This window comes from Microbacterium sp. I2 (assembly GCF_051364985.1).
In the GTDB taxonomy this organism is placed as follows: domain Bacteria; phylum Actinomycetota; class Actinomycetes; order Actinomycetales; family Microbacteriaceae; genus Microbacterium.
The window spans coordinates 180,615-198,028 of record NZ_JBLWIH010000025.1 but is presented as its reverse complement, the minus strand read 5'-3'; the positions used below and the strand labels follow the sequence as shown (position 1 = coordinate 198,028).

The 17,414-nt window shown below is 70.1% G+C and carries 18 protein-coding genes; 10 read left to right on the top strand and 8 right to left on the bottom strand.

The genetic code is table 11. The features are described 5' to 3' along the window. Positions 1–36: 36 nt before the first annotated feature. From ACLKM7_RS18935 to ACLKM7_RS18925, 3 genes are all read right to left on the bottom strand, one after another. Positions 37–1,608, bottom strand: coding sequence for a polysaccharide deacetylase family protein (locus ACLKM7_RS18935; protein WP_436448852.1), 1,572 nt, complete (start codon positions 1,606–1,608; stop codon positions 37–39). Further along, positions 1,605–2,126: a hypothetical protein gene (locus ACLKM7_RS18930; RefSeq protein WP_436448851.1), complete on the bottom strand. Its 522-nt coding sequence runs from the start codon at positions 2,124–2,126 to the stop codon at positions 1,605–1,607. Before ACLKM7_RS18930 ends, ACLKM7_RS18935 begins: the two co-directional genes overlap by 4 nt. 90 nt (positions 2,127–2,216) lie before the next feature. Beyond that, positions 2,217–2,657 (bottom strand): nitroreductase family deazaflavin-dependent oxidoreductase, encoded by a 441-nt coding sequence (locus tag ACLKM7_RS18925; RefSeq protein ID WP_436448850.1) that lies wholly within the window; start codon positions 2,655–2,657, stop codon positions 2,217–2,219. 58 nt (positions 2,658–2,715) lie between these two features. Here ACLKM7_RS18925 and ACLKM7_RS18920 point away from each other — a divergent pair, with 58 nt between their 5' ends. Beyond that, positions 2,716–2,946, top strand: a complete 231-nt coding sequence (locus ACLKM7_RS18920; protein ID WP_436448849.1) for a tautomerase family protein — start codon at positions 2,716–2,718, stop codon at positions 2,944–2,946. A gap of 75 nt (positions 2,947–3,021) precedes the next feature. Here ACLKM7_RS18920 and sucD read toward each other — a convergent pair whose 3' ends face one another. The 3 genes from sucD to ACLKM7_RS18905 all read right to left on the bottom strand — a co-directional run bounded on the left by sucD (position 3,022) and on the right by ACLKM7_RS18905 (position 6,151). Continuing rightward, positions 3,022–3,924, bottom strand: a complete 903-nt coding sequence (gene sucD / locus ACLKM7_RS18915) for a succinate--CoA ligase subunit alpha (RefSeq protein WP_436448848.1) — start codon at positions 3,922–3,924, stop codon at positions 3,022–3,024. 35 nt (positions 3,925–3,959) lie between these two features. Continuing rightward, complete coding sequence (gene sucC, locus ACLKM7_RS18910) at positions 3,960–5,123, bottom strand: ADP-forming succinate--CoA ligase subunit beta (RefSeq protein ID WP_436448847.1); 1,164 nt, start codon at positions 5,121–5,123, stop codon at positions 3,960–3,962. 152 nt (positions 5,124–5,275) lie between these two features. Further along, positions 5,276–6,151, bottom strand: a complete 876-nt coding sequence (locus tag ACLKM7_RS18905) for an NAD(P)-dependent oxidoreductase (protein ID WP_436448846.1) — start codon at positions 6,149–6,151, stop codon at positions 5,276–5,278. A gap of 114 nt (positions 6,152–6,265) precedes the next feature. On the opposite strand from ACLKM7_RS18905, the gene ACLKM7_RS18900 reads away from it, so the two are divergent. From ACLKM7_RS18900 to ACLKM7_RS18885, 4 genes are all read left to right on the top strand, one after another. Further along, positions 6,266–6,649, top strand: a complete 384-nt coding sequence (locus ACLKM7_RS18900; protein WP_436448845.1) for a winged helix-turn-helix transcriptional regulator — start codon at positions 6,266–6,268, stop codon at positions 6,647–6,649. 215 nt (positions 6,650–6,864) lie between these two features. Then, the gene (locus ACLKM7_RS18895) at positions 6,865–7,548 is read left to right on the top strand and encodes a TetR family transcriptional regulator (protein ID WP_436448844.1); all 684 of its coding nucleotides are present in this window, start codon (positions 6,865–6,867) and stop codon (positions 7,546–7,548) included. A 78-nt stretch (positions 7,549–7,626) separates the two neighbouring features. Beyond that, the gene (gene fabG / locus ACLKM7_RS18890; RefSeq protein ID WP_436448843.1) at positions 7,627–8,376 is read left to right on the top strand and encodes a 3-oxoacyl-ACP reductase FabG; all 750 of its coding nucleotides are present in this window, start codon (positions 7,627–7,629) and stop codon (positions 8,374–8,376) included. Then, positions 8,373–8,831, top strand: a complete 459-nt coding sequence (locus tag ACLKM7_RS18885; RefSeq protein ID WP_436448842.1) for a MaoC family dehydratase — start codon at positions 8,373–8,375, stop codon at positions 8,829–8,831. Before fabG ends, ACLKM7_RS18885 begins: the two co-directional genes overlap by 4 nt. 12 nt (positions 8,832–8,843) lie before the next feature. On the opposite strand, the gene ACLKM7_RS18880 is transcribed toward ACLKM7_RS18885, so the two are convergent. Next, on the bottom strand, positions 8,844–9,239 hold the full coding sequence (locus tag ACLKM7_RS18880) for a ChaB family protein (RefSeq protein WP_436448841.1): 396 nt from the start codon (positions 9,237–9,239) through the stop codon (positions 8,844–8,846). A gap of 8 nt (positions 9,240–9,247) precedes the next feature. Further along, the gene (locus tag ACLKM7_RS18875; RefSeq protein ID WP_436448840.1) at positions 9,248–9,796 is read right to left on the bottom strand and encodes a type 1 glutamine amidotransferase domain-containing protein; all 549 of its coding nucleotides are present in this window, start codon (positions 9,794–9,796) and stop codon (positions 9,248–9,250) included. A 159-nt stretch (positions 9,797–9,955) separates the two neighbouring features. On the opposite strand from ACLKM7_RS18875, the gene ACLKM7_RS18870 reads away from it, so the two are divergent. The 5 genes from ACLKM7_RS18870 to ACLKM7_RS18850 all read left to right on the top strand — a co-directional run bounded on the left by ACLKM7_RS18870 (position 9,956) and on the right by ACLKM7_RS18850 (position 17,366). After that, a complete protein-coding gene (locus ACLKM7_RS18870; protein ID WP_436448839.1) occupies positions 9,956–11,449 on the top strand; it encodes a family 1 glycosylhydrolase in 1,494 nt (497 codons plus the stop codon). Between the two features lie 152 nt (positions 11,450–11,601). Then, positions 11,602–12,834: an acyl-CoA dehydrogenase family protein gene (locus ACLKM7_RS18865; RefSeq protein ID WP_436448838.1), complete on the top strand. Its 1,233-nt coding sequence runs from the start codon at positions 11,602–11,604 to the stop codon at positions 12,832–12,834. Positions 12,835–12,896: 62 nt separating this feature from the next. After that, positions 12,897–14,051 (top strand): AI-2E family transporter, encoded by a 1,155-nt coding sequence (locus ACLKM7_RS18860; RefSeq protein WP_436448837.1) that lies wholly within the window; start codon positions 12,897–12,899, stop codon positions 14,049–14,051. Positions 14,052–14,194: 143 nt separating this feature from the next. Then, a complete protein-coding gene (locus ACLKM7_RS18855; RefSeq protein WP_436448836.1) occupies positions 14,195–14,374 on the top strand; it encodes a hypothetical protein in 180 nt (59 codons plus the stop codon). 85 nt (positions 14,375–14,459) lie between these two features. Next, positions 14,460–17,366, top strand: coding sequence for a helix-turn-helix transcriptional regulator (locus tag ACLKM7_RS18850; RefSeq protein ID WP_436448835.1), 2,907 nt, complete (start codon positions 14,460–14,462; stop codon positions 17,364–17,366). Positions 17,367–17,414: the final 48 nt, after the last annotated feature.

The window sequence follows — 17,414 nt, the reverse complement described above, 5'->3', positions numbered from 1 at the left end:
CCGGGGAAGTATGCCAGGCGGACGTGCCCGCCGGGCTCAGGGGCCGCGACGCCAGGCGCCGGATGCGGGAAGGTGGCCGCCGAACAGCTGGCGCACCGTGACGAGCGTGAACCCTCGATCGAGCAGTCCGTCGAAGATCGTGGCGGCCGTGCGCTGCGTGCCGGCGTGGACGTCGTGCATGAGCACGATCGATCCGGCACGCGGCTGCTCGACGGCACGCGAGATGAGGGTCTCGTCGGATGGCCCCTGCCAGTCCAGCGTGTCGACGTCCCACAGGATCGCCGGCAGGCCCGCCGCTGCGAGAACCTCGCCGTTGAACTCGCCGTACGGTGGGCGGAAGCTGTCGATCCGCTGGCCGGATGCCGCCTCGAGGGCCCGCGACGTGTCGTCGATCTGAGCCGAAACCTGAGCCGGTGTCAGCTTCGGCAGCTGCGGATGGCTCCAGGTGTGGTTCGCGACCTGGTGGCCTTCCCGCGTCATGCGCGCCAGCACCTCACGGAACCCGTGCGCGTTCGCACCCATCGCGAAGAACGTCGCCGCCGAGTCTCGCACGGCCAGCTCGTCGAGGATCGCCGACGTCAGCCGCGACGGCCCGTCGTCGTAGGTCACCGCCACGCAGGGGACGAGCGCGCAGTCGACGGCGCGCGTCCCCGCCGGCACGAGCGCGGGACCCGTGTACGGCTGACCCGCCGCTGCGAGCATGCGCGCGCCGAACGGTGACACGAGCGGCGCGGCGACGTCAGCCGGCACCGCGAGCACCATGGCCTCGGTGGTGGCGGGCACGCCCAGACCCGAGAGCTCGGGAGAGCTGAACCCCGGCGGAATGGTCACGACGAAGCCGCGGGCATCCGGAACCGTCGCCGCGAGCGCCGCGCGTACAGCGGCCAGCTGCGCCTCGTCGCCGGGCGACGCCGGAAGACGGCTGAGCGCTCCGGCGTCACGCCGGAGCGCTTCGACGATGTGCGAGCCGAGCGTGGCGGCCGCGCCGTCCGTCCAGAGCGCGTCGGCGGTCGCGATCTCGCCGGTGGCCGTGTCGACGTACAGGATCACGGTCGAATCTGCGGCGATCGCCTCGGGCGTTCCCGAGACGACCCGCACGCTCTCACCCAAGAATGGGCCCCTCACCGCGACGATGTCGCACACCACGGCCGAACCGGTGCCGCCGGAAGGCCCGAACGCCGGATCGGCGAGCACCTCGGCGGCGGCGCGTGTCGTGCTCCCAGGCTCACATCTGCGTGAGGCCATCCCCGCGTCGCCGGCTGCCGCCACCGGCGAATACGCGACACCGGATGCCGCGACGCGTGCGTCGATCGCGGTTCGAACATGCTGCAGCATCGCTGCGTTGAACGCCGCCGTCTGCGGCGTGTCGGGGAGCACCGAGACTCGAGCCTGCACGCCGACCGCATCATTGCGCACCCGCACACCGGTCAGCGCCGTCGCCAACGGTCCGGCGGCGCCGGCATCGACGAGGGCCGGAGCCGTCGTCGTGTGCACGACGGCCGCCTCCCAAGAGGGCGGCTCCCAGTCCGCGCGCGCCGCCGGGGCGCACGCCGTCAGCACAGCCGCCACCGCGGCGAGCAGGAGCACGGCCGGGCGCCGCGAGGTCACGTCCGGATGCCTTCCAGGAGGTGGGCGATGGCGGGCCGGTAGGCCGCGATGTCGCCGCCGCGCACCTCGATCACGACGCGGACGTTCGCCCCGTCCGGGCCTGCCACGACGGCGACGTATCCGCCGTCCGCGAGGTCGGCATGCACCGTGTTCATCCCCGACGCGAGCTGCTCCGAACGGGCCTCGCCTTGCGCACCGGGCGTCGCGGAGAAGATGGCGGTGGCATCTTCGTCCGCCGCCTCGAGCTGTGCCCGCAGCACGCCGTCCGGAGTGCGTACGGAGACACGGTCGCCGGCGTGAGTCGTGACGATCCAGTCCGCCGGAACGACGACCTCTGCATCGTCGCCGATCGGAACCGCAGTGACTCCGTCGGCCACTTCGCTCGCGAGGTTCTCGAGAACGGGCGGAAGAGCCGTCATGACGGCCGCGCCGATTCCTGCCGCTGCCAGGGCGGCGCCCAGCCACGCTGCCCCGACGTCCCAGCGACGCGCGACGGATCTGGCAGAGCCCCCGGCCACATTGCCCCCCTCGGGGCGATTCTAGGACCGGGGCTTCGATTCACCGGGCACGGAGCGCGTTTCAGGCGACCCCGCCCGCGATTTGGCGACTCAGGTCTCCAGGGGCTCGAGCAGGAACAGCGCGATCAGCCGGTCGGTGCGCTTCTGATAATTGTCGTAGTCGGGCCACACCGCCGCCGCGCGCGTCCACCACTCGGCGCGCTCGTCGCCCGACAGCTCGCGCGCCGTGTAGTCGCGTTTGTCGGCGCCGTCCTGCAGTTCGACATGCGGCTGACGGCGCATGTTCTCGGCCCACTTCGGCTCTGCCGGCGCACCGCCGTGCGATGCCACGACGACATAGCGGCCGTCGTGCTCGACGCGCATGAGCGCCGTCTTGCGCAGGGCGCCTGACTTGGCGCCGACGGTCGTGAGCACGATGATCGGCACTCCGCGCAGCGTGTTGGACTTCTGCCCGTTCGAGGCCTCGTACTTCTCGGCCTGTGTGCGGGCCCACTCGGACGTGGACGGCTTGTACTCTCCGGTCAGCGGCATGCGTCCACGATACGACGCCCAGAGCGGGCGAGCTCGGCGAGCCCTCTAGGGTCGGAGCATGCCGAACATCAGAGTCGAACTCCTGCCCGGTCGCACGGTGGACCAGCGTCGCCGCTTCGCGGAGGAGGTGACGCGCGCCGCGGTCGAAGCACTCGGCGCACGCCGGCAGGATGTGCGCATCATGTTCGAGGAGGTCGCCGCGGATTTCGTCGCCAACGGAGGAGTACTGGCCAGCGAGGATGCGAGCCGGGCCGGAGTGCTGTCGAAGCTGGCCCGAGACGCCGGCTGACGGCACGTCCGGCGTGCATGAGAAGGGGCGGATGACGCGACCCGTGGTCGCGGCATCCGCCCCTCGTGCTGCTGCTCAGAGCGCTTCGATGATCTCGCGCATCAGGGCGGCGGTCTCGGACGGCGTCTTGCCGACCTTGACGCCGGCGGCCTCGAGGGCCTCCTTCTTCGCCTGCGCCGTGCCGGCCGAACCCGACACGATCGCGCCGGCATGGCCCATCGTCTTGCCCTCGGGAGCCGTGAACCCCGCGACGTAGCCGACGACCGGCTTGGTCACGTTCGCCTTGATGAAGTCGGCCGCACGCTCTTCGGCGTCGCCGCCGATCTCGCCGATCATCACGATCGCCTTGGTCTCGGGGTCGGCCTCGAACGCGGCGAGCGCGTCGATGTGGGTCGTGCCGATGATCGGGTCGCCGCCGATGCCGATGGCGGTCGAGAAGCCGATGTCGCGCAGCTCGAACATCATCTGGTAGGTCAGGGTGCCCGACTTCGACACCAGGCCGATCGGGCCCTTGCCGGTGATGTTGGCGGGCGTGATACCCACGAGCGACTCGTCGGGCGTGATGATGCCGGGGCAGTTCGGCCCGATGATGCGGGTCTTGTTGCCCTTCGCCGTGGCGTAGGCCCAGGCTTCGGCCGAGTCGCCGACGGGCACGCCCTCGGTGATGACGACGAGCAGCGGGATCTCGGCGTCGATGGCCTCGACCATCGCGGCCTTCGTGAACGCGGCGGGCACGAACGCGATCGAGACGTCCGCGCCGGTCGCCGCGATGGCCTCTTCGACCGTGCCGAAGACGGGCAGCTCGACGCTGTTTCCGTCCTTGTCGGTGTGCAGCACGGTGGTGCCGGCCTTGCGGGCGTTCACGCCGCCGACGACGTTGGTGCCGGCCTTGAGCATGAGCGCGGTGTGCTTGGTGCCTTCGCCGCCGGTGATGCCCTGGACGATGACCTTGGAGTCCTTGTTGAGGAAGATCGACATTTCTCTACAGTCCTTTTGAAGTCCGGATGCCGGGATCAGGCGTTCGCGAGCTCGGCGGCCTTGTCGGCGCCCTCGTCCATCGTGGCGGCCAGGGTGACGAGCGGGTGGTTCGCGTCCTGGAGGATCTTGCGGCCCTCTTCCACGCGGTTGCCGTCCAGGCGCACGACGAGCGGCTTCGACGCGGTCGAGCCCAGCTCTGCGAGTGCGCCGACGATGCCCTTGGCGACGGCGTCGCATGCGGTGATGCCGCCGAAGACGTTGACGAACACGCTCTTGACCTGCGGGTCGCCGAGGATGACGTCCAGCCCCGCGGCCATGACCTCGGCCGAGGCGCCGCCGCCGATGTCGAGGAAGTTGGCGGGCTTCACGCCGCCGTGGTTCTCACCGGCGTACGCGACGACGTCGAGGGTCGACATGACCAGGCCTGCGCCGTTGCCGATGATGCCGACCTGTCCGTCGAGCTTGACGTAGTTGAGGTCGTTCTCCTTGGCCTTCGCCTCGAGCGGGTCGGCGGCGTCCTTGTCTTCGAGGAGCGCGTGACCTGCGTGGCGGAACTCGGCGTTCTCGTCGAGCGTGACCTTGCCGTCGAGGGCGATGATGTCGCCCTCCTCGGTCAGGACGAGCGGGTTGACCTCGACCAGGGTCGCGTCCTCGCTCTTGTAGACGTTGTAGAGCTTGACGAAGACGTCGCTCACCTTGTCGACGAGGTCGGCATCGAAGCCGGCGGCCTCGGCGATCTCGACGGCCTTGGCCTTGTCGATCCCGGTTCCCGGGTTCACGTCGACGCGCGCCAGCGCCTCCGGTCGCTCGACGGCGAGCTCTTCGATCTCCATGCCGCCCTCGACGCTGCACAGCGACAGGTAGGAGCGGTTGGCGCGGTCCAGCAGCACCGAGAAGTAATACTCCTTGTCGATGCGCGCGCCCTGCGCGACCATGACGCGCTTGACGACGTGGCCCTTGATGTCGAGGCCGAGGATCGCCTTCGCAGCCTCGTAGGCCTCGTCGGGGGTCTTCGCGACCTTCACGCCGCCGGCCTTGCCACGTCCGCCGGTCTTCACCTGCGCCTTGACGACGACGACTCCGCCGATCTTCTCGGCCGCGGCCCGCACCTCCTCCGGCGTGTCCGCGACGATGCCGGCGAGAACCGGCACCTCGTACTTCTCGAAAAGGTCACGTGCCTGGTACTCGTACAGATCCACAGTGCATTCCTTCGCAGGTGGCGAATGGGGTGGGATGACGCGAAAAGCGTCTCGACGTCGAGATATCGACCAGTCCCCCAGCCTACTACCGCCAGCTGGGCGCCTCCGACCGCAGCGACGCGCCATGAGTGCGGCGCGCCGATGGGGGTGCGTCAGGCCCGCGGGCGCAGTTGCTCGATGATCCGGTTGAAGTCTTCGGCGCCGTGACCTGCGTCGATCTCGCCGCGCACAAGGGCGGTCACCATGTCGATCGGAACCGGGTCGACGTCGAGCTCGCGACTGGCGCGAGCGATGGTCTCGAGTGCGGTGCGGGTCCAGTCGAGGCTCTGCAGTGGCGTTTCATAGGTCGCGCCGTCAACCGTGGCTGCAGTACCGGGGAAGGATGCGGTCATGGCGGAGAGGAACGGAGCAGCGCGTTCGGCGAACTCGGCGGCCTCGATACCGGCGGACTGGACCATCGCCGCCCCGTGGAGGAATCCGGCGAACAGGGGGTACATGCCGGCGAGGATGGCGAGATCGAACAGCGACGCGAGTCCGGCATCGTCCCCTTCGTGAGTGCTCGTTGCCCAAAGGTCCAGGATCTGGCGATGCTCGTCGAACACCGATCGCGATCCGCTGTAGAGGATGTGGCTGCCGGGTCCCCCGATCATCGGAGGCGTCGCCATGATCGCCCCGTCGAGGTACGCGATCCCATGCCGTTGGGCCCACCCGGCCAACTCCCGTGCCTCAGCGGGGGTCGTCGTCGTGAGATTGACGACGGCCCTCCCGCGCAGGCTCTCGGCCAACGGGTCGAGTGTCTGATGCACCGACGCGTGGTCGAAGAGGCACACGAAGACCGGCCCGCCGGCGAGCAGGGCCTCGCCTGCTGTCGCGGCCTCCGATGCCCCTTGTGAGACGAGCTCTGCCGCACGCCCGGGCGTCCGGTTCCACACCGTCACCGTCCTGCCCGCGTCGAGCACGGCCTGAGCGAGCGCGCCGCCCATCGCGCCTAGGCCGAGCATGCTGCCGCTGTGTGGTTTGGATGTCATGTCAGTAGTCCTCGAGTTCGTTTCAGTGGTACCTCCATGCTGTGGACCTTCGTCGAAAATGGGAAGTACCCACTATTTACTGCGATACTTCCCTTTGAGTAAGTGAGGTGGATGATGAACGACTCCAAGCGCAGCGGACCATACATCTGCGGCATCGACGCCGCGATGGATGTGATCGGCGGCAAGTGGAAGGCGCTGATCCTGTGGGAACTGGACGCCCACGGCATTCGACGCTTCGCGGCATTGCGGCGCGGTCTGCCGGGGGTCAGCGAGAAGATGCTGACCCAGCACCTTCGGGAGATGGAGCGCGACGGTCTGCTCCTTCGCACCGTTTTCGCGGAAGTGCCGCCGCGCGTCGAGTACCGCCTCACCGAGCACGGCCGCTCCTTGAACCAGGCGCTGCAACCCCTCGGCCTGTGGGGGATCGAGCGGATCGCGCGTGAACACTCCGAACTCGTGGATCACCCCGACGCTCTCAGCCTCCCGCGTCCGCACTGAGGACCCGTGTCACGGAGTGGGATCCCGGAGCCGCGGAGCGGTCCCGCCCTCCGCGAGCCAGAACGTGGCGACGCGATGGTGTCCTCACGGACGTGCCTGGCGAAACATCGGTTCCGAGGCGCCAGGCGGCGGCGAGCGGGTTCCGTCATCCCGCCACCAGAACCCCCGATGCACGAAGCAACGGCCCTGACGATGACAGATAGGCTCTCCCCGAGATGTCCGACACCGTTGCCGTCCCTTCCCAGGCCGCGCCTCGCGCGGCCGTCGTGGCCGCCGCGCTCGAGCTGTTCGCCGAGCAGGGGTTCGACCAGACCTCGGTAGAGCAGATCGCCCAGGCCGCCGGTGTCTCGCGCTCGACCTTCTTCCGCCAGTTCGGCGGCAAGGACGATGTCGTGTTCGCCGATCACGAGGTGCAGCTCGACCGCCTGCGGGAGTTCCTGGCCAAGCCGCATGACGATCCGTGGGCGGCCGTGTGCGAGGCATCCGTCCTCGTCTACACGCACTTCGTCGCCGACCCGGAGCTCGCGCGGCGACGCTACGCCGTCGTTCGGGGCGTCCCGGCGCTGCGGGACCGCGAGATCGTTACGGTCTTCCGCTACGAGCGCCTGTTCGACGAGTACCTCCGCGCATCGCTGCCGGGGCTGGACCCGCTGGATGCCGTCGGCTTCGCAGCCCTTGTGACCGCGATCCACAACCACGTGCTGCGCAAGCTCCTGCGGGGGACGAAGAAGGTGCCGGTGTCGGTGCTGCGCACAGCACTCGACGACGCCCGCCGCCGCTTCGGCGTCCTGCCCGAGGGCACGGAGACCGGCGAGGACGAAGTCGTCGTCGCGGTGTTCCCGCGTGCGATGCCCACTGCCGAGGTCGCGCGCCGCCTGCGTGAGCACCTCGACACCTGACCCGGCCCCCCGCTGATCGGTGACGGACGACGTCGGATCGCGCACATTCGGCGTCATCACCTTCGAAAGGAACGACGCATGACCAGAATCGCCATCGTGACCGGAGCCGCGCGCGGCATCGGCGCGGCGACGGCCCAGCGCCTGGCGGCCGACGGCAACGCCGTCGCAGTGCTCGATCTCGAAGAGTCGGCGTGCGCCGACACGGTGACGACGATCACGGATGCCGGGGGCCGGGCGCTCGCCGTCGGCGCCGACGTGTCGGACGCGGCGTCGGTCGAGCGGGCCGTCGCGCGTGTGTCCGAAGAGTTCGGGGCGCCGACGATCCTGGTCAACAATGCCGGGATCGTCCGCGACAATCTGCTGTTCAAGATGACCGAGGAGGACTGGGACGCCGTGATGTCGGTGCACCTGCGCGGCGCCTTCCTGATGTCCCGGGCCGTGCAGGAGCACCAGGTGAAACAGGGCTGGGGCCGCATCGTCAACCTCTCGTCCACCTCGGCACTCGGCAATCGCGGGCAGGCGAACTACGCCGCCGCGAAGGCCGGCATGCAGGGATTCACCAAGACCCTCGCCCTCGAGCTCGGGCGGTACGGCGTCACCGCGAACGCGATCGCCCCGGGGTTCATCGTCACCGACATGACCCGGGCGACCGCCGACCGGCTCGGTGTCTCGTTCGAGGACTTCATCGCCGCGCGGGCGGCCGAGATCCCGGTGCAGCGCGCGGGTTATCCCGACGACATCGCGGCGGCGGCATCCTTCTTCTGCTCCGACGAGGCCGGCTTCGTCTCTGGGCAGGTGCTGTACGTGGCAGGCGGTCCGCGCGCGTGAGCATCGCGCTCGATTCGCCGGCGGCGCTGACGGATGCCGTGGGCCGCGCCGCGACGGGAGACTGGTTCCGGATCGACCAGGCCCGCGTCCAGGCCTTCGCCGATGCGACCGAGGACTGGCAGTGGATCCACCTCGACGCCGATCGTGCAGCATCCGGTCCGTTCGGCGCGACGATCGCGCACGGCTACCTCACCCTGTCGCTGCTCCCGCGGCTGACGCGCGGTCTGCTGTCAGTCGCGGGCACCGCCATGGTCGTGAACTACGGGCTCGACAAGGTGCGGTTCCTGCAACCCGTCATCGTCGGCTCCCGCGTGCGCGCGGTGACCGAGGTGGTCTCAGCGCAGCCCTCGGCGCAGGGCTACCGCGTCGGCCTGCGCACGACGGTCGAGATCGAGGGCGCGCCCAAGCCGGCGCTCGTCGCCGAGACGATCGGGCTGTTCGTCCCCGAGGCGTGATCCTGCCGCCGATCAGCGCTCGGCGTCGAGGCTCTTGCGGCTTTCTCGGGCGTTCGCCTTCTGGATCGCCTCGACCAGTTCGTTCTTCGTCATCCGGGTTCGCCCGCGCACGTCGAGTCGCTTGGCCACCTCGAGCAGATGCTTCTTCGTCGCATTCGCGTTGACGCCGCCCGCCGTGTCACCCTCGCGGCTCAGAGCCCCTTCATCCGACGGGCCGCGCTCCTCCTTCTTCTCCCAGTGGTCTCCGACCTTCTCGTACTGGTGCTTCAGCGCCGAGAACGCGGTCCGATGGGCACGCTCGCCCTCACCGTAGGTCTCGACGGCAGAGTCGTGCGTCTCCGACCAGATGTCTTGAGCATGCTGCGGCGAACGCTTGATCGTCGCCGGGAGCTCCTCGCGGGCGGGCATGCGCGCCCCTACGCGGACTGCGCCGTGTGTCGACCTTCGGCGATCTCCTCGACCACCATGGCGTTGAATGCGGGGAGGTCTTCGGGGGTACGGCTGGTGACGAGGCCGTCCTCGACGACGACCTCTTCGTCCACCCAGGTCGCGCCGGCATTGCGCAGGTCGGTCTGCAGGCTCGGATAGCTCGTTAGAGTGCGGCCATCGACGACCTCCGCTTCGATGAGCGTCCACGCGGCGTGGCAGATCGCCGCGACCGGCTTCTGCTGCTCGAAGAATGCCCGCGTGAAAGCGACCGCAGCCTCGTCCATGCGCAGGTGGTCGGCGTTGACGACCCCGCCCGGCAGGACCAGAGCATCGAAGTCGTTCGCATCGACGTCGGCCGTGACCTCGTCCACCGACTGCGTGTGGCCCTTCTTGCCTTCGATCTCGCCGGACTTCGGCGCGATCAGAACCGCGGTGGCTCCGGCATCCGTCACCGCCTGCCACGGGGACGTCAGCTCGCTGTCTTCGAATCCGTCGGTCGCCACGAACGCGACCCGCTTTCCCGTCAGATCAGTCATGACTCCACGCTAGGAGCACGGGTTCGGGTGCCGGAGGGGGTTGACAGGCACCGCCGGTCGATGACTTCCGACTGCGGCGAGCACAGGGCCGTACCGCCGTGGTGTCGGGCGCTCGGCTTCCGCGCATCGCGGTCTCCCACACGGCCCTAAAGTCGAATCATGACCATCCCCCGTCTGACCGACGTCGCTGCGCGCGCCGGGGTGTCGCGGTCGACCGCGTCACGGGTCCTGAACGGGTCATCGGCGGTGAGTGATTCGGCACGCGTCGCTGTCTGGCGCGCGGCCGACGACTTGGGCTACCGCGTGGACCAGACCGCGCGCGATCTCGCACGGCGACGACCGGCGCCGCGCAGCTCCGGGTCCGAATCCGAGTCGCCGGGCGATCTGATGTCAGACGAGCAGCTCGCGCGCGCGGCAGGTTTTCCCGCCGGCTTCCTGTGGGGCGTCGGCACCTCGGCGCACCAGTACGACGGGAACAACGCGGCGAGCGACTACTGGGAGCTCGAGAACGCCGGGATCCCGCTCTTCGCCGAGCGCAGCGGTGACGCTCTCGACAGCTACCGTCGGTGGCCGGAGGACATCAGGCTCGCCGCGTCGCTGGGCCTGACGTCCTACCGGCTCAACATCGAGTGGGCGCGGATCGAGCCTGTGCGCGGTCAGTATTCGCTCGCGGAGCGCGAACGGTACCGCGACATGCTGCGCCTCTGCCGCGACCACGGGCTCGAGCCGCTCGTCATCCTGCAGCACATCACCCACCCGGCCTGGTTCACGCGCGGCGGTGGATGGACGGCGCCGGAGTCGAGTACATGGTTCACGGAGTACGTACGTTTTCTCACGCCGATCCTCGAGGATGTCGGTTACGTGGCGACGATCAACGAGCCGAACATCCTGGCGACCCTCGGCAGGGTGGGAGATCTGCTTCGGTCCGCCGATCCGGCGGGCGCGTATGCGGCGATCGCGGCGCGGCAGCCGGAACAGCGCGGTCTGCTCGGCGTCGCAACATCCCCGGTGCCCGAGGGGCGCATCGTGGACGGCCTGTCGCGGGCGCACACGGAGGCCCGTCACGTGCTGCGCGGCGGGACCGATGCCCTGGTCGGGTGGACGGTGTCGATCCAGCCATTCGAGCCCCAGCCCGGATTCGAAGCTGAGGCCGCCGAGCTGACCCGCGTCTGGGAGGATCCCTTCCTCGCGGTATCCCGCGACGACGACTGGGTCGGCGTGCAGTCGTACACGAGCTGGACGGTCGGCCCGCGCGGGGTCGAGGCCCCCGGCACGCGCAGGACGCAGCTCGACTGGGCGTTCCGGCCCGAGTCGGTCGGTGTTGCTCTCCGCCACGCGTGGTCCGCGACCGGAGGGGTCCCCCTCCTCGTCACGGAGAACGGCGTGGCGACCGCCGCCGATACGGAGCGCGTCGAGTACCTCGACGGAGCGACCGCCGCTATGGCCGACGCGATCGCCGACGGCCTCGACGTCCGTGGCTACGTCCACTGGACCTTCATCGACAACTACGAGTGGGCTTCGGGCTACGACGTCTCGTTCGGCCTCGTATCGATCGACCGCAGCACCTTCGCCCGCACCCCCAAGCCGAGTGCCCGATGGCTCGGGCACCTCGCCCGCGCCCATCGATCGGCGCCCGGCGCTCGCGATACCTAGCCGGGCGATGGAGAGCCCGCGATGATGCCGCCGGTCGGGGCCGCATAGTGGGCACGGCCCCAGCCATTCGTGACACTGAGTCCTATGGATCGCGGCATTGAGTTTCAGTAGACTCGGGATGCCGCATCCGCACCGCCGTCAGGAGTCCGAACATGACCGCATTCCAGCCCCGCCCCGGTCAGAGCGTCGAGGGCTACGACGTCACCGCCCGACTCGGCACCGACTACTACGCGGTCTTCGCCGACATCCCGGCCGCCGACCGTGAGGTGTGGGAACGCGCGCAGGCCTACGTCGACGAGGTCGGCACCCGGATGCAGGATGCCTGGGACCGGGCGGAGTATCCGCTCGAGCTCGCGATGCGCATGGGCGAGCGGGAGCTCTTCAACGATGGCATCGACCACCCCGCGCTCACGCGCTTCTCACCTTTGGCCGCGGGGCTGGTCAACATGGAGGTCTCTCGCGGCGACGGGTCGCTGGGCACCGTGATCGCGGTGCAGGGCGGGCTCGCGCTGCGCACGCTCGCCCTCTTCGGCAGCCCCGAGCAGCAGGAGCACTGGCTCTCGCCGGTCGCGCGCGGCGAGGTCGCGGCATCCTTCGCGCTCACCGAACCCGACCACGGATCCGACTCGGTCTCGCTCGAGACGATCGCGCGCCGCGACGGCCAGGAGTGGGTGCTCGACGGCGCGAAGAAGTGGATCGGCAACGGCGCGTCCGGCGGCATCACCTTCGTGTGGGCGCGCATCGACGACCCCGAGAGCGAGCACCACGGCGCGGTGCGGTGCTTCCTCGTCGAGCAGGACACACCCGGGTACGTCGGCACCGTGATCACCGGCAAGGCGTCGCTGCGCGGCATCCATCAGGCCCATATCGTCCTCGACGGCGTGCGCGTGCCGCTCGATGCCGTGCTGCCGGGCACGAAGACCTTCAAGGATGCCTCGACCGTGCTGTACTCGACGCGCTCGGGTGTCGCGTGGTCGGCTCTGGGTCACGCCACCGCCTGCTACGAGGCGTCGCTGGCGTACGCGCAGCAGCGCGTGCAGTTCGGCAAGCCGCTGGCGAAGTTCCAGATGGTGCAGGAGCGGCTCACGCAGATGCTCGACGAGCTGACCGCGATGCAGCTGTACTGCCGCTGGATGGCCGACCTCGAGACGCGCGGCGAGCTGCGTCCGACGCAGGCGTCCCTGGCGAAGTACCACAACACCCGCGCCGCGCGCCGGATCGCCTCGACGGCCCGTGATCTGCTCGGGGGCAACGGCATCCTGCTCGAGAACGGCGTCATGCAGCACATGGCCGACATCGAGGCGATCCACACGTACGAGGGCACCGAGAGCGTGCAGGCCCTGCTCATCGGCCGCGACATCACCGGGATGAGCGCGTTCGCATAGCGGGTCGGCGCGGGCGCGGCAAGCCGTCCGGCATCGCCCGAGCCGCCGGTTAGCCTCGCCTCATGGGACTGTTCAGCAACGAGCCGAAGACGGTGCGCCTGGAGTCGCAGGACGCCGACCTGAAGGCGACCCGGGCGCCGTGGAGCCTGTGGGCCGACGGCTTCGGCAGGCTCGGCATCCGTGCGATCCAGATCATCGTCATCGTGACGGTGGTCGCGGCGATCATCGTCGCGATCCAGCAGCTGACTCTCGTGACCATCCCGCTCGTGATCGCGCTGATCCTCGCGTGCGCGTTCGCGCCGGTGATGGGATGGATGCGGCGGCGCGGGGTTCCGCCGCTGCTGGCCACCGTGCTCTCCCTGCTGGCGATCGTGCTGCTGCTGACCGGGATCGGCTGGCTCATCGTGGCCGCCGTGCGCGACCAGTGGGAGGAGCTGTATAGGCAGGCCGAAGACGGCTTCCAGCAGTTGCTCGCCTGGGTGCAGACGCTGCCGTTCGACTTCCTCCAGCCGGATCAGCTCGACGAGTGGGTCGCCTCGCTGACGGACTTCGTCACGAGCGCACAGTTCGGGTCGGGCGCGCTGGCCGGCGTCGGAGCCGTCGCGAACTTCGTGACGGGCTTCGTGCTGATGGTGACGATCCTGTTCTTCTTCCTCAAGGACGGCCCGCAGATGTGGGAGTTCCTGCTGCGCCCGTTCCGCGGGCAGCACTACGTGCGCGCCCGGCGCATCGGCGACAAAACGGTCGGCGTGCTCGGCTCGTATGTACGCGGCACCGCGACCGTGGCCGCCGTCGATGCGATCGGCATCCTGATCGGTCTGCTCATCCTGCAGGTGCCGCTGGCGTTCCCGCTCGCGGTGCTGGTGTTCCTGCTCGCCTTCATCCCGATCGTCGGGGCGACCGTCGCCGGCATCGTCGCGGCGCTGGTGGCACTCGTCGCCAACGACTGGGTCAACGCCCTCTTCGTCGTCGGCGTGGTCGTGCTGGTGAACCAGCTCGAGGGCAACTTCCTGCAGCCGGTGCTCATGGGCCGCTCGATGAAGCTGCACGCGTTCGTGATCCTGGTCGCCCTGACCATCGGCACGGTGCTGGGCGGCATCGTGGGCGCCGTGCTCGCGGTGCCGATCGCCGCGGCGGCGTGGGGCGCGATCCAGGTGTGGGACGGCCCCGATCTGCCGGCTCGGTGGGCGCGGCCTAAGCATCCGATCGAGGCCTGACCCGCGGCATCCGTCCGGCGACGGCCAGGAATAGGGAGGTCGCGCGCCGGAGATAGGGCATTCGTCCGATGAGGGGACGGGGCCTCAGCGACGAGAGTCGAACTGCACGGAATCACCGGGTTCCGAGGCAGGAGATCTCGATCATGGATGCCACCACCTCCGCGGCCATGCGACTGGCCGAGCACCGCTTCGCCGACCTCGAGCGCGAGAACCGCCGTCGCGTCGCACACGCCGAGCGTCGTGCGGCCGTCGTCGAGCTTGAGCGCCGAGCAACGACGCGCAACTCTGCGACCGACCTCGCGCTCGCGGGCCCCTCGTCGTGACCCGCGAGCCCTCGCCCGGCGGCCGGGCCCGGCATCCCGAACCCGCCACCTCCCGCATGTCGCACCGAGGTGCGAGCATATGAACATGCCCGCCCTCGCGTCGACGCCTCGCATGGTGGGGCGCCGGGCGCAGCTCGACACCCTGCTGGCGGCGCTCGACGACGGCGCGTCCGGCCGCCCGGGCACGGTGGTCGTTCGGGGTGAGGCGGGCATCGGCAAGACGCGGCTGGTGCAGGAGTTCCTCGCGGCGGCGACCGAGCGCACCGGCGGGCTGCCCGTCGCGGTCGCCATCGGGCAATGCGTCGATCTGGGCCCGATCGGCGCCCCGTTCGGCCCGATCCGCCGGGTGCTGCGCGATCTGCACGCCGCGGTCGGCACCGAGGAGCTGCGCACCGCGGCCGGTTCGGTCGCGGTCATCGCGAGCCTGGCCGCACTCGTGCCGGGCATCGCCGCCGAGCACCCCGACACCGACGATCCTGCGGGCGAGTTCGCCGAGGCGATCGAAGTCCTCCTCGAGCAGCTGTCGCAGGAGCGCCACATCATCGTGGTGATCGAAGACCTGCAGTGGGCGGATGCCTCCACCATGGCTCTGCTCAAGACCCTCGCCAGCACGCTCCGGGGCCGTCACCTCACGATCGTGGCCACCTATCGCTCCGACGACATCGACCGCTTCCATCCGCTTCGTCCGGTGCTCGCCGAGCTCGATCGCACGCGCTCCGTCGTCCGGGTCGACGTCGAGCGTCTGAGTCCCGAAGAGGTCGCCGAGCAGGTCGCACAGCTGGCGCCCGACCTGGACCCCCGCCTCATCGAGGATGTCGCGGAGCGCAGCGGCGGCATCCCGTTCCTCGTCGAGGAGCTTGTCGACCTGGGCGATCGCGGACTGCCCGACACCCTGCGCGAGCTGGTCCTCGCCCGCTATGCCCGCCTCGGCGACGAGGCGCAGCAGACGGTCCGCACGATGGCAGCAGGCGGCATGCACGTGGATCACGAGGTGCTGGCGGCGGTGTCGCCGCTCGACGACCGCGCCCTCGACCTGGCCGTCCGCGAGGCGATCGACGCGCGCGTGATCCTCGCCGACGGCGCCGGGTACTCCTTCCGACACGCGCTGACGCGCGAGGCCGTCGAGACCGACATGCTTCCGAGCGAACGCGTGCGCACGCACCGGCGCTACGCCGAGGTCCTCCGCGACGGCCGCGCCGACTCGCCTGATGAGGCATCCGCCATCGCCGAGCACTGGCTCGCGGCACGCGACCTGCCGGCCGCTTTCGACGCCACCGTCGCCGCGCTGCGGCAGTCGCGCGCCCGCTACTCGCCGGTCACGTCCGTGAAGCTCGCCGAGCGCCTCACCGAGCTGTGGGATCAAGTTCCGGATGCCGCCGCCCGCGCCGGCACCACGCTCCCCGAGCTGCATCTCGGCGCCGCCGAGGGGTGGCACGACCTCGGTGACTCCGAGCGCGCGCTGCGGTCGGCGAACGAGGGGCTCGCGGTGTGCCTCGACGACGCCTTCACGCGCGCGGCGCTGCTGCGGCAGCGGTTCGTCGAGATCTTCAACTTCGAGCACCGCAATCAGAGCGACGACCTCCATGCGGCCATCGAGCTGCTCGACGGTCTGGACGACGAGCGGGCGCTCGCGCTCCTGTCCCGCGTCTACACGAACCTCGCGATCGGCGACCACGGTGCCTCGGCGCAGCAGTATGCGCAGCGGGCGATCGCCCTGGCCGAAGAGGCGGGTGATGACGCCGCGCTCGGCGTCGCGCTCACCGTGGAGTCGTGGCGGATCTCGGACGACGAGAACGACGAACCCCGCGCGCTCGCGCCGATCCAGCGAGCTGCTTCGCTGCCTCTCGACCCCGCCTTGCGGTCGTACGCCGGCACTGCGCTGATCGATCTTCTCGTGCAGCTCGGCCGCTTCGACGAAGCCGTCATCGTCGGTGAACAGCGTTACGCCGACGCGGTCAGGGCCGGGATCGAACGCGGGTCCGGGGCATCCGTCGCCTACTCCCTCGCTCGGGCGCTGTTCAGCATGGGCCGCGCCGACGACGCCCTTCGCTACGCCCGCCGCGCCCGCCGCCTGACCAGCACGACCAGCCGCGGATCCGTCGTGCGACTCATCGCGAACCACCTCAGCTGGAACGACCAGTCCGCCGTCCGCGACGAGCTCCTCACCGCCGACGCGGCCATGATCGACGAGTCGCTGCGCACTCACTCCAAGAAGCGATCGTCGTGGATGATCGAGCGCGCCGAGGCGTGCGCCACGATCCGCGGGGTGACGCCGGTGCCGGCCGCCGAGCGCGAGGCCGCACTCGCGGGCGTGCTCGAGGGCGTGGACGGCGGCGTGGACGGCGGGGCCCCGCCCACGCTCCGACGTCACGCGGCTGTCGCCGCCGCGCTGCTCCTCGCGGTCGGTGATCCCGGTGATGACCGGCGCGAGCGGCTGGTGGCCGTGGTCGACGCGTGGCCTGACCGGGGCGTCGCGCCGGTCGTGGCGGGATTCGTGCGGGCGCTCCTCGCCGACGCGGGCTCGGACTCGCCGGCGGATCGCATCGAGCGGTGGCGCGGAGCGGTGTCGCAGCTCGAGGAGGGCACGACGCTGGTGTGGCACCGCCACGTCGCGCGCTGCCGGCTCGCCGCCGCGCTGCTCGAGCACGGCGATCGCGACGAGGCTGCGAGGCTGCTCGGGCGGGTCGCGGCCGAGGCGCCCGGGCACGGCGTGGCCCGCGTCGGGAGGTGGGCCACCGAGCTCGCGGCCCACGCGGGGCTCGGGCCCGATGCGGAGATCCCCGGCGGATCCGACCTGGCTGCGACGCTCACGCCGCGCGAACGGCAGGTGCTCGAGCTGATCGCCGAGGGCCTGACCAACCCGCAGATCGGAAGGCGGCTGTTCATCAGCCCGAAGACAGCGTCGGTGCACGTGTCGGCGATCCTCGCGAAGATCGGCGCCTCCAACCGGGCCGAGGCCGCTGCGCTGTACACCACGTCCCTTTCGTCCTGACACCCGTCCGTACGCCGCGCGTGCGCGTGCGTGTGCGTGCGCCGCGGG

Bases quoted from the DNA above. Each gene is read 5' to 3' on its own strand.
- ACLKM7_RS18895 (WP_436448844.1), top strand. From the start codon at position 6,865: ATGTCCGACACCGTTGCCGTCCCTTCCCAGGCCGCGCCTCGCGCGGCC.
- ACLKM7_RS18865 (WP_436448838.1), top strand. From the start codon at position 11,602: ATGACCGCATTCCAGCCCCGCCCCGGTCAGAGCGTCGAGGGCTACGAC.
- sucD (WP_436448848.1), bottom strand. From the start codon at position 3,924: ATGTCGATCTTCCTCAACAAGGACTCCAAGGTCATCGTCCAGGGCATC.
- ACLKM7_RS18850 (WP_436448835.1), top strand. From the start codon at position 14,460: ATGCCCGCCCTCGCGTCGACGCCTCGCATGGTGGGGCGCCGGGCGCAG.
- ACLKM7_RS18870 (WP_436448839.1), top strand. From the start codon at position 9,956: ATGACCATCCCCCGTCTGACCGACGTCGCTGCGCGCGCCGGGGTGTCG.
- ACLKM7_RS18855 (WP_436448836.1), top strand. From the start codon at position 14,195: ATGGATGCCACCACCTCCGCGGCCATGCGACTGGCCGAGCACCGCTTC.
- ACLKM7_RS18880 (WP_436448841.1), bottom strand. From the start codon at position 9,239: ATGCCCGCCCGCGAGGAGCTCCCGGCGACGATCAAGCGTTCGCCGCAG.
- fabG (WP_436448843.1), top strand. From the start codon at position 7,627: ATGACCAGAATCGCCATCGTGACCGGAGCCGCGCGCGGCATCGGCGCG.
- ACLKM7_RS18905 (WP_436448846.1), bottom strand. From the start codon at position 6,151: ATGACATCCAAACCACACAGCGGCAGCATGCTCGGCCTAGGCGCGATG.
- ACLKM7_RS18860 (WP_436448837.1), top strand. From the start codon at position 12,897: ATGGGACTGTTCAGCAACGAGCCGAAGACGGTGCGCCTGGAGTCGCAG.
- ACLKM7_RS18900 (WP_436448845.1), top strand. From the start codon at position 6,266: ATGAACGACTCCAAGCGCAGCGGACCATACATCTGCGGCATCGACGCC.
- ACLKM7_RS18925 (WP_436448850.1), bottom strand. From the start codon at position 2,657: ATGCCGCTGACCGGAGAGTACAAGCCGTCCACGTCCGAGTGGGCCCGC.
- ACLKM7_RS18920 (WP_436448849.1), top strand. From the start codon at position 2,716: ATGCCGAACATCAGAGTCGAACTCCTGCCCGGTCGCACGGTGGACCAG.
- ACLKM7_RS18875 (WP_436448840.1), bottom strand. From the start codon at position 9,796: ATGACTGATCTGACGGGAAAGCGGGTCGCGTTCGTGGCGACCGACGGA.